Here is a 14,418-nt window from a genome sequence, read left to right on the forward strand (position 1 = left end):
GGCGGCGTGACCGACGATCCCGCGGCGGCCGTTGAGGCGGGTCGGCCCGCCACGTCCGGGGCTGCCCTCGGTGGGGCGGCGCGCCGGTCAGGAGCCGCCGTCCTCGCCCTCCTGGGCGGTGTCGGCGGCGTGTCGGTAAGCCTGCTCGGCCTCGGAGCGGCGTCCCTGCTCGGCGAGCAGTCTCTCCAGGCCGTAGGAGGCGAAAGCGTCGCCGGCGTCGATGGCGCGTCGGTACCATTCTTCGGCTTCGGAGTGGCGTCCCTGCTCGGCGAGCAGGTGGGCGAGGGTGCTCAGGGCTCCTGTGTCCCCGGCGTCGATGGCGCGCCGGCACCGTTCCTCGGCCTTGTCGAAACGTCCGTGCCGGACGAACAAGAGATTCAGGTTGCTTTCGGCGTATTTGTCGCCGCTGTCGATGGCGCGGAGGTACCACTCCTCGGCGTCGTCGAAGCGTCCCTGGTCGGCGAACAGGTTGCCGAGGCTGATGAGGTGCCGGGTATCGCCGGCGTCGATGGCGCGTCGGTACCATTCCTCGGCTTCGGAGTGGCGTCCCTGCTCGGCGAGCAGGTGGGCCAGGGCGGTCGGGGCGTCGGTGTCCCCCGCGTCGATGGCCCGGCGGTACCACGCCTCGGCCTCGGCGAGGCGCCGGAGGTCCTGGAGCATCCGGCCGAGCGCGTACGGTGCGATGGGGTCCCCGCTGTCGGCGGCGCGTTGGTACCACTCCTCGGCCTCGGCGAAGCGCTCCTGGTCGGCGAGCAGCTGGCCGAGAAAGCCCGGGGCGTGGAGGTCGCCCGCCTCGACCGCCCGCAGGTAGACCTCCTCCGCCTCCACCCGGCGATCCTGGTGTTCCAGCAGCGAGCCCAGGGTGAGCAGGGCGTGGGGGTCCCCGCTGTCGGCGGCGCGGCGGTACCACTCCTCGGCCTCGGCGAGGTCGCCGCGGTCGTGGGCCCAGTAGCCCATGAGGAACAGGGCGCGGGGGTGGCCGGTCCGGGCGAGGGGCTCGCAGACGGTCGCGGCGAGGTCACGGTGGCCGGCGTCGTCGGCGTTGTCCGCGATGGCGAGGCGTTCGTCGTCGGCGGCGGCGTGGTCGAGCGCGGCCGCCCAGACCGACAAGGGGACGGGGGAGGCGGTGGCCTCGACGAGATAGTCGAAGGGCCACCAGCGTTCGCCGGCATCGTCGGCGGGGACGAGCAGGCCGCTGGCTCCCAGGTCGCCCGGCCGGCACGCCCACTCCAGTGCCTGCTCGAAGGGCTCGGGGCGCAGCGCCGCCAGTCCGGCCATGTAGATCTGGTGGGTCCTCTCCAGCAGGGAGGGGGTGGGGGCGGTGAGCAGGCCGGTGCGGTCCAGGTCCACCGCGGCGGCGACCACGGCGTATCCGCGCGGGTGGCCGCCCCGGGCGGTGGAGCGTCGGGCGTCGCGCCAGGCCCGCAACAGTTCGGGGCCGGCGGCCAGGTACTCGGCGATCCCATGCGTCCCATGGTGGGCCGCGGCCTCGACCAGCCGCCCGTCCCCGGTCTCGGCGGCCCGCTCGGTTTCGGCGTCGCTCCAGACGCGCTCCAGGCCGACCCGGATGAAGCGTCGCAGCAGCGCGGCGTCGTTCTCCCGCCTGCCCCGCCCCTCCAACCGGTATCCGCCTCCATCGGAGGCCGTGGTGCGGTAGGCGTCGGCGTACTCGGCGCGCAGGGTGGCCGCCACCACCGCCCCGCATCGCAGGAACTCGCCCAGGACCCGTTCGGACAGGCTGCGCCGGCCCTGGCCGAGAAACCGGTTCATGTCGTCCAGCCACACCACGGCGCCCTCCCGGGGTGGGGACGAGGCCAGGTGGGCGGCCAACTCACGCAGGTCGTCCCCTGGAACGGGGGCGTACAGGCGCCGGTGGGGCAGGGTCCGCCGCAGGACGTGCAGCAGGGCGCGGGTCTTGCCCGCGGTGGAGTCGCCCTCCACTACCACCGCCCCGCCGCGCTCGCCCGCGCGGAGGAGGAGCCCTTCCAGCTCGGCGTCGACGTCACGGGCCACGTAGGGCGGCAGGTCGCCCCCGTCGTCACCCCGCCGCGCCGGGTGCACCCCCAGCGCGCGGGGGTCGGCCTCGACCATCGGCGTCGACATCCCCGCCCAGTCCGCTGCCCCCTCACGGAGAGCGGGGCCGGGTGGGTCCGCCGGCGGCCGGATGATGTTGATGGTCTCGGCGCTGTAGGTGTCGCCGTGGCGGCCGACCTCCGACAGGGCCGCATTCACGGTCTCGGCCTGTTGGGACGCGCCGCTGTTGGAACCGATCCGGTTCGCCGTGGTCCGGGCCGCCGGCCGGTCGGGGTCGGGGCGTGAGCGGGGGCGGGCCAGGAGCAGGGCGAGGACCAGCGAGGGAACCGCGATGACGAAGGAGCCGGCGCCGGCGATCCACGAGAGGGTCTCCAGGTCCGACAGGAACAGCGCCACGGCCAGCCCGATACACGCCACGGCCGCCGATCCGCCCACCCACACCCAGCGCATGCCCCGATTCTGGTCGAACCGGTCCGCCCACGGTAGTCCCGCTGCGAGCCGACGGGCTGGGGGATCCCGTCGATGACGACCTCACCGCCCGGTCCCGTGGCGGGGCGGGGGTGTGGCTCGCACGGCGATCACGACCGCGGCAGCCCCCGCGGCCGGGACCGCCTCCCAGGTCAGCGCGGAGCGGGCCGATGGCCAGGCTCCCGCCGGCGTCGGGCCGGGACCAGGCCCGACGCCCTCGGAGCCGACGCGTGTCCCCGGCGCGGCCGTACCCCGATCCGCGTGGAAGCTTCACGTGCGGCCGTCCGCCTCGCCCGTGAGCCGGTGCCGCGCCCGCCGGAGCGGGCGGGCGCGGCGGCTGCGTCGATGTGGCGCTCGGCCCGTCCCGCGCCTCCCGGAGGGCGGATCGCCTCCGTCCCGGGTCGGCCATGGGCGCTTCGTGAGGGAGAGGCCCCGTCCCGCTCCCTGGGGTGGGACGGCGTGACGAGCTCGTGGCCGCGTCCCGCCCGCCCGCACGGCGATGTCGTTTTTCCGCCAGTGTCCCGGGTGCGCATCGGCGATGCTGGACGCATGCACGAAGACGTGGAACGGTGCGCGCGGGCGGTGCGCTCCCGTGACGCCAGGTTCGACGGCTGGTTCTTCACCGCCGTCCTGACCACCGGCATCTACTGCCGGCCGAGCTGCCCGGCGCGCACGCCCCACCCGCGCAACATGCGCTTTTACCCCAGCGCCGCCGCCGCGCAGCGGGCCGGCTTCCGCGCATGCAAGCGGTGCCGCCCCGACGCCAGCCCCGGTTCGCCCGAATGGAACCACCGGGCCGACGTCGTGGCCCGCGCGATGCGGCTGATCGCCGAGGGAGTGGTGGACCGGGAGGGGGTGAGCGGCCTGGCCGCCCGGCTCGGCTACAGCGTCCGCCAGCTCGAACGCCAGGTGCGCGCCGAGCTCGGCGCGGGACCGCTGGCCCTGGCCCGGGCCCAGCGCGCCCAGACCGCCCGGCTGCTGGTCGAGACCACGGCGCTGCCCATGGGCGACGTCGCCTTCGCCGCGGGTTTCTCCAGCATCCGCGCGTTCAACGAGACCGTGCGCGAGGTGTTCGCGGTCTCCCCGACCGGGCTGCGCGAGCGCGCCGCGCGCGGCCACGCCCCGGCCGGAACCGGGACGCTGTCGCTGCGGCTGCCGTTCCGGGCCCCGCTGTGCCCGGACAACCTGTTCGGGCACCTGGCGGCCACGGCCGTGCCCGGCGTCGAGGAGTGGCGCGACGGGGCCTACCGGCGCACCCTACGGCTGCCCGGCGGCCCCGCCATCGTCGCGCTGAGCCCCCGACCCGATCACGTGGCCTGCACGCTCACCCTCACCGACCTGCGTGACCTGCCCGCGGCGATCAGCCGGTGCCGCTGGACGCTCGACCTGGACGCCGACCCCGTCGCGGTGGACGACCTGCTACGCGCCGACCCGCTGATGGCGCCGCTGGTGGAGCGGGCCCCCGGCCGCAGGGTCCCCCGCTGCGCCGACGGCGCGGAGATGGCGGTGCGCGCGGTCCTCGGCCAGCAGGTCTCCACGGCCGCGGCCCGCACCCACGCGGCCCGGCTCGCCACCGCGCACGGGGAACCGGTCGACGACCCCGCCGGCGGGCTCTCCCGCCTGTTCCCGCGCCCCGAGGCGCTGGTCGCCCCCCAACCGGGGCCGGCGCTGCCGGCGGCGCGCCGCGCGACGCTCGCCGCCCTGGCCGAGGCCCTCGCCTCCGGGGAGCTGGACCTCGGGCCCGGCGCCGACCGGCAGGAGGCGCGCGCCCGCCTGGCCGCGCTGCCCGGCGTCGGAGCCTGGACGGTCGATACGATCGCCATGCGTGCGCTCGGCGACCCCGACGCTTTCCTCCCCACCGACCTGGGCGTGCGCCGCGCGGCCCAGGGCCTGGGGCTGCCCGCCACGCCCGCGGCCCTCGCCCGGCGCTCCGCGGCCTGGCGCCCCTGGCGCGCCTACGCCGTCCAGTACCTGTGGTCCACCTCCGACCACGAGATCAACCGTCTGCCCGGGACCACCGGGGAGGCACCCGTCATGGAAGAGGTTCCCGCATGACCACAGCCGACAGGACCACGGGGCGCGCGCACACCGTGCTGGACAGCCCCGTCGGTCCGCTCACCCTCGTCGCCGAGGACGGCGCCCTGACCGGCCTGTACATGGAACGGCAGCGGCACCGCCCGGCCGACACGCTGTTCGGCGAGCGCGTCGAGGGGGAGGCCGTGCCCGTCCTCTCCGCCGCCGCCGAGCAGCTCGCCGCCTACTTCGCGGGGGAGCGCAGGGGGTTCGACCTGCCGTTGCAGCCGCGCGGCACCGTGTTCCAACGCCGCGTCTGGGCCGCACTGCGCGACATCCCGTACGGGACCACGCTCACCTACGGCCGGCTGGCCGAGGAGATCGGCAGCCCGGGGGCCTCGCGCGCCGTGGGGCTGGCCAACGGCAAGAACCCGATCGGGATCGTCATCCCCTGCCACCGGGTCGTCGGCTCCGGCGGCTCCCTGACCGGGTACGGCGGCGGGCTGGAGCGCAAGCGCTTCCTGCTCGACCTCGAAGGCGCGGGTGTGCCGGCCCTCGCACCGGCGGGGGTGGACACGCTGTTCTGAACCGGCCCCCTCAGCCGGTGTAGGCCGCCACGAGGGCGCGCAGCGCCGGCGAGCAGCCCGCGTCGACGGTCAGTGTCGCGATCGCGTCCGCCCGGGTCGCGCCCCGGTTGAGGATCACCACCGGCTTGCCCTGGTCGGCGGCGCGCTTGACGAACCGCCGGCCCGAGAGCACGGTCAGCGACGAGCCGGCGACCAGCAGGGCGGCGGCCTCGTCGACCAGCCGGTACCCCTCCAGCACGCGCTCCTTGGGAACGTTCTCCCCGAAGTACACGATGTCGGGTTTGAGCATCCCGCCGCAGTCCGCGCAGTCGGCCACCCGAAACCCCTCGGTCGAGGCCAGGACCGCGTCGGCGTCGGGGGCGACCTCGACGTCGGCCACGGCGTCGGCGAAGTCCGGGTTCAGCTCGGTGAGGCGGGCGTCCAGCCGTCCACGGGGGATCACCCGCGCGCACGACAGGCACACCACCCGGTCGTAGCGGCCGTGCAGGTCGATGACCCGCCTGCTGCCGGCCATCTCGTGCAGGGTGTCCACGTTCTGCGTGATCACCCCGGACAGCACGCCGGCGGCCTCCAGCTCGGCCAGCGCGCGGTGACCCTCGTTGGGGCGGGTCCGGTGGACGTGCCGCCAGCCGACGTGGTTGCGGGCCCAGTAGTGCCGGCGGAACGCGGGGTCGCCGACGAACTGCTGGTAGGTCATGGGCGTGCGCGGAGGGGAGCCGGGACCCCGGTAGTCGGGGATCCCCGAGTCCGTGGAGATGCCCGCGCCGGTCAGCGCGAGCACCGGTCCTTCGCCGAGGACCTCGCGCATCCGGACGGCGACGGCCTCCAGGTCGAGCGTGTCGGTCACGGTTACGAGGGTAGACGCCGGCGGACGCCCGCCGGTCGCGGCCTCTCCCGCCGCCGGCCTCCGCCGGATCCGGCTCCAGGGCCGCGTTCCCCGGCGCGTCGCCGTCCCCACAAGAAGCCCCGTCGCCCCGGGGCTCCCCGCCGGCGAACACCGGACCGCGGAGCCGGCAGGACGGCGACCTCACCCGCGGTCCGGGACCGCGCGGCGCTCCGGCCCGACGCCGCGCGGGTTCCCGGCCGACCGGCGCCGGCCCCGGTGAACATGTGCAGGGGGAGGACAGGCCGTCCTCGATGACGTCGCCGGACGACCACGGTCGGACGTGCGGGCGCGGCGCGGATCGCGTCGCCGAACCGCATTTCGGTGGAAACGGTGGTCCTCGGGGCGGGGCCTCCCCTCGCCGGGCCGCGGGCGCGGCAGGGGACGCCCGCCCCGGCTCGGCCGCGCGGGCGGGGCGAGGAGAACGGCACCGGGGGCAGGAGCGCGTCCGAGGCCGGGACGGTCCTCACCCCTCCCGGAGGAAGGTCACGACCAGGCGGCTGGCCAGGGGACGGAACTCCTGGAAGTAGGCGTGGCGGGCGCCGGGCAGCAGCTCCACGCGGGCGTCGGGAATCCGTGAGGCGAGGAGCCCGGCGTTGTCCGAGGGGACCATCTCGTCGGCGTCACCGTGCAGGATCAGGGTGGGGGCGGTGATCTCCTCCAGGACGTCCCAGGCGTCGTGCTCGTCGCTGGCCACCAGATGCCGCCGGCGTGCGTGCGGAGGCATCTTCGCGGAACCCACGACGGTGAAGGGGCCGCGATGCCCGGCCCGCCACGACGGCGTGTACATCAGGTCGAGCAGGGTCTCGCGGGCGACCTCGGGGTCACGGTGGCCCAGGGCGCGCCTGACCCGTTGGTCCCGTTCCCGGGCGTGGCGGCCACCGGGCGAGGTACACCCCAGCACCAGCCGGCGGACCCGTTCGGGATGGCGCGCCGCGATCCACTGGGCGACCCGACCGCCCATGGAGGTGCCGTAGACGTCGGCCCGTTCGACCCCCAGCCGGTCCAAGACGGCGATCGCGTCGTCGGCGAACCCGCGCGTGGAGTAGTGCGTGTCGGGCGCGTCGCTGTCGCCGGTACCCCGGTAGTCCATCGTGATGGTGGCGTGCGTGGCGTGGAAGTCCTCCCGGACACCGTCCCACCAGTGGTGGTCGTTGGCCTGGCCGGCGAGCAGGAGCAGGGGAGGGCCGTCGCCGTGCCGCTGGTAGGCCAGCGCGGTTCCGTCCTGGGCGCGGGCGTACCCGTTCTCCCTGGGTGTCATGGTCGTTCTCCTCGGGGGTGGGGTTCGGGGGAGCGAGACCTCCCCCGGCCTTCGGCGCGGTGCCGTCGCGGGGGGGCGGCGGAGGGCCGCCCGTGCGGGCGGCGTGGACCCATCGGGGCAGCTCCTCGGCAACGGCCGCCACGGCGCCGGCCGGGCGCCCGGCTGGGGGCATCCTGGAGGGCGTGCCATCCCTCGGGCCACACGGCGGCGCCCGCTCGACGCTGACGACGGCCCGTCGAACCGGGGGCTCGCGTCACCAGGGTGTCACGTCCGGAGGGGGAGCCCGCGCCCGGTGCCAGGGCACCGCCATGCCGGGGAAGCCGGGGCGTTCCGCGTGGCCGGACCGGTCCAGGGCGCCCGCCGCGTCCGCCCCCGGCCCGGGCGGGGAGGCGGGGCGCCCGCCTCCCCGCCCGGGCCGGCGTGTCCGTCCACGGCCCCACCCCGAGGCGGCGGCCACGCCTACGACCTCCTCGCCCGGCCGCCGGACCGGTCTCGCGCCGTCGCCCGTTTCCGGCGGGGACGGTCCGGGCGGGTGCCCGCCGTCGGCACCACGGCGCAGACGTCTGCCTGGCCGGGCATCCGTGCCGCGCCGCGCGGTTCAGGGCGGCGCGGCCGATGTGAGGTGACGCGCTTCGAGCCGCCCGCCGACGGGTGAGCCGGCCCGCCCGCCGCACCCGCCTCGGGGACCCGACCGTCCGGGGTGCGTCCTTTGCCGGTGGGGCGGCGCGGACGGTGTCACGGCATCCGGCCGGTCCCCGTCCTGTGGTCGGGGCCGTGGGAGGTCGTCCCCGAGGGGAGCGACGGCTCCGCTTCCGGCCTGTCTTCGAGAATGCCAAATCGGGACGGAAGCGCAGGAAGCACTTCCCGTCCTGGAAAACGCGGACGCGCGGGCCGGAACACGGCTACATTGCTCCTGTCCGGCGGGTGGGCGCGCGTCCACGCCGATCCCGTGCCGTCCCCGAGACACGGCCGCCCGTGGGGCGGACCGGACACCGGTCACGGCCGCCCGCGCGCCGCGCCCGTCACCGCACCCCGGGAACGAGGAGCACATGGCCGACGTCCACCAGGTCACGACCGCCACCTTCGACGACGAGGTGACCAAGGCGACCGAACCGGTCCTGGTCGAGTTCTGGTCCGTCGGCTGTCCGGCGTGCCGCGTCGTGGCCCCGACCGTGCGGGCCGTCGCCGAACGGTACGAGGGCCGCGCCAAGGTCGTCCGGGTGAACGTCGACGAGAACCCCGCCAGCGCCCTCGAACACGGTGTCAACGGCCTCCCCCTCCTCGTCCTCTTCAAGGACGGCGCCGAGGTCGATCGCGTCCTCGGTACGGCGACCGCCTCGAAACTGGAGGCGATGATCGACCGCGCGCTATGAGGACCGCCGGCCCTGGGACCGGGAGACCCGGCCCGTAGGACATACGGCTCGCCGTGATCCCTCGCCGGGCACGACGCCGCTGCCGGCCCCGGCACGGCCCCCGGGCGGCGAGTGTCTCCACGGCGGAAGATGGGGAAGGCCACCCGCGCCGCCCGCTCGGCGTTCGGCGGTTGGTCGAGCAATGCCCGCAGTGCCACACGAAGCGCCTCATCCGGATCACCGAGCGAGGCCCTGCCGTATGCGGCTACTGCGCTGTGGAGGCCGTCATTGGAACTTCTGCTTGACCAGCGAAGGCCCCGGGAGGTCGGCGGGGACCGCGTCCATGTGGACCTCGTTCACTCGCTGCCCGAGCCACACGTTCGAGTCGCGGCGGATGCCCTGTCGCTTGAACCCCGCCTTCTCATAGGCCCGGATCGCTCCAACGTTGGGTTCGCGCACGGTCAGCCAGACGAACGCCATGTTCGCGACGTGGAAGGCCCGGTCCAGGACGAGGCGGGTGGCCTCGGTGCCGATGCCCCGGCCGCGGATCGGCCGCTCGTCCCGCGGGCAGGCGGCCCACGGCCGGGCTTGCATCTCAAGCCGCTTGAGGCGCCACAGTGGCCCCATGAGCGACCAAGGGCTGTACCCCATCGGAGACGCCGCGCGCCGCAGCGGTCTGAGCGTCAGCGCCGTCCGGTTCTACGCCGAAGCCGGACTCATCGAACCCACGACCGTGACCGAGACGGGCCACCGGCTGTACGACATCGACGCCATCGCCCGGCTGGAGTTCGTCCGCACCCTGCGAGAACTGGACACGGGCCTGGACGACATCCGCCGGCTGATCGAAGGCGAGACGACCCTGCACGATCTCCTCACGGCGCACCTGGCGATCGTGGAGCGCCAGGAGCGCACCCTACGGGCCAGACGGGCCGTGCTGCGGACCCTGGTCAAGCAGCGCGGCACGGTCGCGCGGGCGGCCCTGATGCACCGGCTCGTGTCGATGTCCGACGAGGAGCGCGAGCGGCTCATCGACGACTTCTGGAACGACGTCGGCGAGGGACTCGACGTCCCCGACGGTTTCGTCGACCGGTTGCGGACGATGCGGCCGGTCCTGCCCGAGGACCCCACCGCCACCCAGCTCGAAGCCTGGATCGAGCTGGCCGAGCTGGTGCGGGACCCGGGCTTTCGCACCGAGGTCCGCGCCCACCTGCGGGAGACCTACTCCGACGATCTGGGCCGGACCATGGCGAGCGAGCCGTTCCAGGAGTTCATCCACAGCAGCGGGAGCCGGCTCATGGAGGAGGTCATCGCCGTCTACCGCGCCGGGGAGTCCCCCCGATCCCCGCGGGCGCAGGAGGCCGTCACGCGCTTCGCCGAGGCGGCCGCGGCGCTGTCCGACACCCCGCTCGCCCCTCATGTCCGGGAGCGGATGGCCGACGGGTTCCTCCAGGCCCCCGGGCTCCTGCGCGAGATCGCCGAAGAGGAGGCCGCGGGGGAGGCCCCCGGCTACGACGACACCTACGGCCGCTACCTGTCCCTGGTGGCGGTGGTCAACGGGAACGCGCCCGAGGAGGAGCAGGACCTTCTTCCGGTCCTCTACACCTGGATCGCCGAGGCGCTGCGCGCCCCGCTCACCGGGGCCTGAGTCCCCGCCCCGAGCGTCGAAGGCCGCGGCCCGCCGCGCCGCCTCCAGGCCGGCGCGGCCCACGCCGCGGGGGCGTCCGAGCGCCCGCGGCAGCCGCGTGCCGTCCGGATCTCCTGCTCCGCCTCCCCGCTCCGCAGCCCGGGGGCGTGGGCGCGCAATGGCGGAGCCGGGGCGGGGCGGCCGGGGTGGAGGTGAGGGAGGCACCCCGCGTCGCCCTCCTCACCCACCGGGAAATCCCCGTCGCAAAGGCCGAGGGCTCCGCCCGGCCGTGGCACCGGCGGAGGCGTCCTCGCCTGACGGACGCCTGGTCCCGCCTCCCGGGAGGCGGCACGCGCGCCCCCGGGAGGCCGGTGACGGGCACGGCCGTCCCCTCCGGTCCCTGGAGCGGCCCGGAGGGCCTGGGGGAGGCCCGCCGCCGTCGTGGCGCGTTCGGGCGGGGGCCGGCGCCCCGCCCGGACAGTGAGGGGGGTCCGGCGCTCCGATATCCTCCCGATGTGTTCCGGGTACCCCTCAGGCCGGTCGCCGCGGGCCTCCTTGCGTTGACGGGCGTGGCGGCCGTAGCCACCCCCGTGCAGGCCGACGCCGCGTCGACCGCCTCCGCCCATTTCGCCGCCGAGCTCATGGAACAGCCCGCGGGCGAGGCGGTCGTGGTCAGCGACGCCCTCGCCGGCGACTACGACCTCGGCCTCCTGGAGGAGAGTCTGCGCCGCTCCTTCGCGCGGCTCGACGTCCCCCACTACGTCATCGCCGGGCCGCTCATCGACTCCCCCACCAGCTGGAGGGACGTGCCCGCGATCGTGCACGACCGCATCGGAGCGGACGGGATCTACGTCTACCTCGGCCCCCTGAGCAGCCTCCACGCCGAGAGCTACGGCGTGGACCTGCCGGTGGACGACGCCGAGCTGGTCGTCAACGACCACCTCGACTACGACACCGCGATCGGCGCCACGGGGGCGGACTTCGTCGACCTCCTGCTGGATCCCGAGGTCACCGCGATGGCCGAGGAGGTCCGCTCCGGTTACGCCACCCCCGAGGACGTGGGGGGCGAGGGCCCCGTCGAGTCGTTCCTGGAGGACATCGACCCGCGCCGGCACAACGGCGCGGCCAACCTGGGCTTCCTCGCCGGCACGCTCGCGGGCGCCGCTTTGACCGCGGGCGGCATCGCCGTCCTGGTCCGCCGCGACCGAGCCAAGGCCGCCGAGGAGAAGGCGGCGACGGCGAAGGGGAGACGCGCATGAGCACGCGGGCGAGGCGGGCGGTGATCACCACGCTCGCCGTCCTGGCCCTGCCGGTCCTGATCATCGGGGCGTCCCTGGTCTACCTGTTCGGCGTCCCCGACCCGAACGCCTCGGACGGCGGGCTGCGGAGCGGGACGCCTCCGACGGAACCGCCCTACGTCGCCGACACCACGCGCGTCGAGCGTGTCGCCGACGGCCTGCGTGACCTCCCCCTCTACGTCGATCCGCTGGCCGAGGGGCCGCGCACCGGGCTGGACGCCGTCGCCGAACGGGTCGCCGACAGCGACATCCCTGTCTACGTCGCCGTCTTGCACATGGGCGGCGAGGACGAGTCGGACGGCGAGCCGGAGCTCTTCGCCCACGCCCTCCACCATGTCCTGGGCGAGGACGGGATCTACCTGGTCGTGCACCCCTCGGCCTACGACGTCCAGATGGTCGCCGTCCCGTTCGGCTACGCGCTGGACCTGACCGACCAGTACGAGATCTCCTCCCCGGATCTGGTGGAACCCACGGCGGCCGAGGCGCTGATGGAGGCGCTCGACACCATCGAGGACACCCCGGGGATCGTGCCCGACGGCTCCTCCCCCGAACCCGACCCCTTCCTCTTCGAGGAGCCCGTTCCCGCCCGGCTGCCGGAGTACCTCTCCAACATGCTGCCCGCGCTGCTCCTCGGCAGTGTCCTTTGCAGCCTCGTCTTCGGCGTCGGCCTGCTGGTGCGCATGACGGCGCGCGCGGTGTCCCGGGCCCGTTCCGACGGGGAGAAGCGGCCCACTGTCCCGGCCCACCCGGGACGGCGCCGGCTGGAACGCATCGCCGACGAGGAGACCGCGGCCCTCAACGCCGCGGTCGGCCAGGCCGGCCCCGACCACCCCCGGATGCCCCAGGCGATGGCGGCCCTGGACGCGGCGCTGCTGGTGCGCGCCGAGGAACCCGACGAGCTGGACCTCGTCGGCGTGATCGTGCTGCTGCGCGGCGCGCGCGAACAGCTCGACAGGAGGTCGGTCCGGCCGCGCCCGGTGTGCATGAACCACCCGCTGCACGGGTCCACCACCGAGAAGAGGCGCAAGATCCCCGGAGTGGGCAACGTCTACCTGTGCGCCGACTGCATGAACCTGACCAAGGCCGAGCGGGAGCGCCGCGCGCTGCGCGTGTCCGACGGCACCTCGGTCGTCCCCCACCACACCCTCGACCGGGTGTGGGTGCGCGCCCAGTACGGCGTACGGGGGGCGCCGCTGGCGGAACAAGTCCTGGAGGAACTGGGTGTGCACTGACCGACGGCGTGTGGTGGGCGCGCTTCCGATGACCGTCGCGCTGGCCGTGGCGCTGTGGACCCCGCCCGCCTTCGCCGCCGCCCCGGCCGCGGCGCCCCAGGGCGGCGAACAGGGACGGACCGAGCAGATCGTCTCCTCCCTGCGGGAATCCCCGATCTATGTCGACCCCTCCTACGCCTCGGCGATGCCGGAGGAGCAACGGCGCGAACTGGCGGAGGACATCCAAGACAGCGGGGTCCCCCTCTACGTGATCATGGTGCCGTTGATCCACGGGGGCGCCTGGCAGGGCGACGCCGGGGAGCTGATCGCCGCCGTCCACGACCGTCTGGGGGTGGACGAGGCCCACTACCTCGTCACCGACCAGTACGGGTTGGAGGGCGAGGACATCACCCACGGCTCGCAGGACCCCGAGCACAGCGCCTTCTACGCCGCCATGGTCGCCGACAACGAGGCCGACTACGACGGGGCCGTCGCCGCCCGGGTCGAGCGGGCCGTCGAGGTGACCCTTTCCGGCGAGGCGGAGGAGATCTACGACCGTCTCTCCGCCGAGGCGTTGGCCAGTGCCGAGGCGGTGGAGGAGGAAGCGGCGGAACAGGCGGCCGAGGAGACGCCCGAGCCCTCCGAGGAGGAGGTCGGAGGCGACGGCACCGCGCTGTGGTGGGGGGCCGCGGCCCTCCTGGCCCTCCTCGCCTTCGGCGGAGCGTTCCTGGTGTGGCGGCGCAGAGCCCGGCGGCCCTCTCCCATCGCCTCCGCCCCGGTCTCGCACGCGGCGTTCGACAACGCCGAGCACGCCCGGCTGGACGGGCTCGCCGAGCGTATCCGCGCGGACCTGGTCGAGGTCGGCGAACGGTTGAGCGCGACGACCACGGGGGACAGGGGCGGCCCCGAGGCGGTGGAGGCGCTGCGCCTGGCCCTCGACGCCCACGCCGCGGCGGGGGCCGCCTACGACGCCATCGGCGACGGGCGCGCCGACCTCGCCGACGCCGCGGGCGCGCTGGTGCTGCTCGACGTCGCCGAGGACGCCATGGCCCGGGCCCGCGCCCTCGACGAGGGCCGGGTTCCGGCGGAGCCCCGCGCGCACTGCTACGCCAACCCCCTGCACGGGACCCGGACCACCCGCACGCGGTGGCGGGCCCTCGGTGAACGCCGCAGCATGGAGGTGCCGCTGTGCGCCGAGTGCGCCCGGCGGGTGAACTCCCGGTTGCAGCCGGACGCCCTGCGCGTCGAGCACGAGGGGCACATCGTCCCCTACTACGAGGTGCCCGCCGAGCAGAGCGTCTGGTCGGCCACCGGGTTCGGGGCGCTGCGCGACGACCTGGTCGCCCGGATCACCCGCGGCGACCTCTCCGCGTCCTGACGACGCCGGCGTTGCGGCGACGGTGGTCCAAGTCGGGGCCGAAGTGGGCGCGGCACTGGGCTGCAATGACCGGGCCAGAGCCCCGCTCCCCGGGAGGCCGCGTTCCCGAAGGCCGGGGATCTCGGCGGAGGCGGCGAAGGGGGCCGGTGGAGTTCCAGGGCGTGGCGGCAACACCGCCACTGGCCGCCGTGCGCTGTCAGGGGTTCAGCGAGGCGCCCGGCCGTGAATCGCGTCGGGGACGACGGCTTTCAGCTCCTCGCGCGAGGGCCTGGACGCATCGCTGCCCTGCGGGAGGTATCGCCTGAGCGG

The 14,418-nt window shown here is 75.1% G+C and carries 11 protein-coding genes; 7 read left to right on the forward strand and 4 right to left on the reverse strand.

Translation table 11 applies throughout. The features are described 5' to 3' along the window. Positions 1-87: 87 nt before the first annotated feature. Complete coding sequence (locus tag B5D66_RS07080) at positions 88-2,484, reverse strand: SEL1-like repeat protein (RefSeq protein ID WP_078760828.1); 2,397 nt, start codon at positions 2,482-2,484, stop codon at positions 88-90. A gap of 567 nt (positions 2,485-3,051) precedes the next feature. On the opposite strand from B5D66_RS07080, the gene B5D66_RS07085 reads away from it, so the two are divergent. Continuing rightward, a complete protein-coding gene (locus tag B5D66_RS07085) occupies positions 3,052-4,557 on the forward strand; it encodes a DNA-3-methyladenine glycosylase 2 family protein (protein WP_078760829.1) in 1,506 nt (501 codons plus the stop codon). Beyond that, complete coding sequence (locus tag B5D66_RS07090) at positions 4,554-5,102, forward strand: methylated-DNA--[protein]-cysteine S-methyltransferase (protein ID WP_078760830.1); 549 nt, start codon at positions 4,554-4,556, stop codon at positions 5,100-5,102. Before B5D66_RS07085 ends, B5D66_RS07090 begins: the two co-directional genes overlap by 4 nt. 10 nt (positions 5,103-5,112) lie before the next feature. On the opposite strand, the gene B5D66_RS07095 is transcribed toward B5D66_RS07090, so the two are convergent. Together B5D66_RS07095 and B5D66_RS07100 are read right to left on the reverse strand one after the other, a co-directional pair. Then, a complete protein-coding gene (locus tag B5D66_RS07095) occupies positions 5,113-5,910 on the reverse strand; it encodes an NAD-dependent protein deacetylase (protein WP_078760967.1) in 798 nt (265 codons plus the stop codon). A 541-nt stretch (positions 5,911-6,451) separates the two neighbouring features. Then, entirely contained in the window at positions 6,452-7,246 is a 795-nt protein-coding gene (locus B5D66_RS07100) for an alpha/beta fold hydrolase (RefSeq protein WP_078760831.1), read from the reverse strand. A 1,049-nt stretch (positions 7,247-8,295) separates the two neighbouring features. On the opposite strand from B5D66_RS07100, the gene B5D66_RS07105 reads away from it, so the two are divergent. Next, positions 8,296-8,619, forward strand: a complete 324-nt coding sequence (locus tag B5D66_RS07105; RefSeq protein ID WP_078760832.1) for a thioredoxin family protein — start codon at positions 8,296-8,298, stop codon at positions 8,617-8,619. 264 nt (positions 8,620-8,883) lie between these two features. Here B5D66_RS07105 and B5D66_RS07110 read toward each other — a convergent pair whose 3' ends face one another. Next, complete coding sequence (locus B5D66_RS07110; protein WP_235000823.1) at positions 8,884-9,192, reverse strand: GNAT family N-acetyltransferase; 309 nt, start codon at positions 9,190-9,192, stop codon at positions 8,884-8,886. A 31-nt stretch (positions 9,193-9,223) separates the two neighbouring features. Here B5D66_RS07110 and B5D66_RS07115 point away from each other — a divergent pair, with 31 nt between their 5' ends. The 4 genes from B5D66_RS07115 to B5D66_RS07130 all read left to right on the forward strand — a co-directional run bounded on the left by B5D66_RS07115 (position 9,224) and on the right by B5D66_RS07130 (position 14,109). Further along, positions 9,224-10,243 carry a helix-turn-helix domain-containing protein gene (locus B5D66_RS07115; protein WP_078760834.1) on the forward strand — a complete coding sequence of 340 codons (1,020 nt, stop codon included), beginning with the start codon at positions 9,224-9,226 and terminating at the stop codon, positions 10,241-10,243. A gap of 548 nt (positions 10,244-10,791) precedes the next feature. Further along, positions 10,792-11,481: a hypothetical protein gene (locus B5D66_RS07120; RefSeq protein WP_144390007.1), complete on the forward strand. Its 690-nt coding sequence runs from the start codon at positions 10,792-10,794 to the stop codon at positions 11,479-11,481. After that, entirely contained in the window at positions 11,478-12,752 is a 1,275-nt protein-coding gene (locus B5D66_RS07125; RefSeq protein WP_078760836.1) for a hypothetical protein, read from the forward strand. The genes B5D66_RS07120 and B5D66_RS07125 overlap by 4 nt, the downstream gene beginning before the upstream one ends. Beyond that, entirely contained in the window at positions 12,742-14,109 is a 1,368-nt protein-coding gene (locus B5D66_RS07130; RefSeq protein ID WP_144390008.1) for a hypothetical protein, read from the forward strand. Before B5D66_RS07125 ends, B5D66_RS07130 begins: the two co-directional genes overlap by 11 nt. The last annotated feature ends 309 nt before the right edge of the window (positions 14,110-14,418 follow it).

It is taken from the genome of Marinactinospora thermotolerans DSM 45154, assembly GCF_900167435.1.
In the GTDB taxonomy this organism is placed as follows: Bacteria; Actinomycetota; Actinomycetes; order Streptosporangiales; family Streptosporangiaceae; genus Marinactinospora; species Marinactinospora thermotolerans.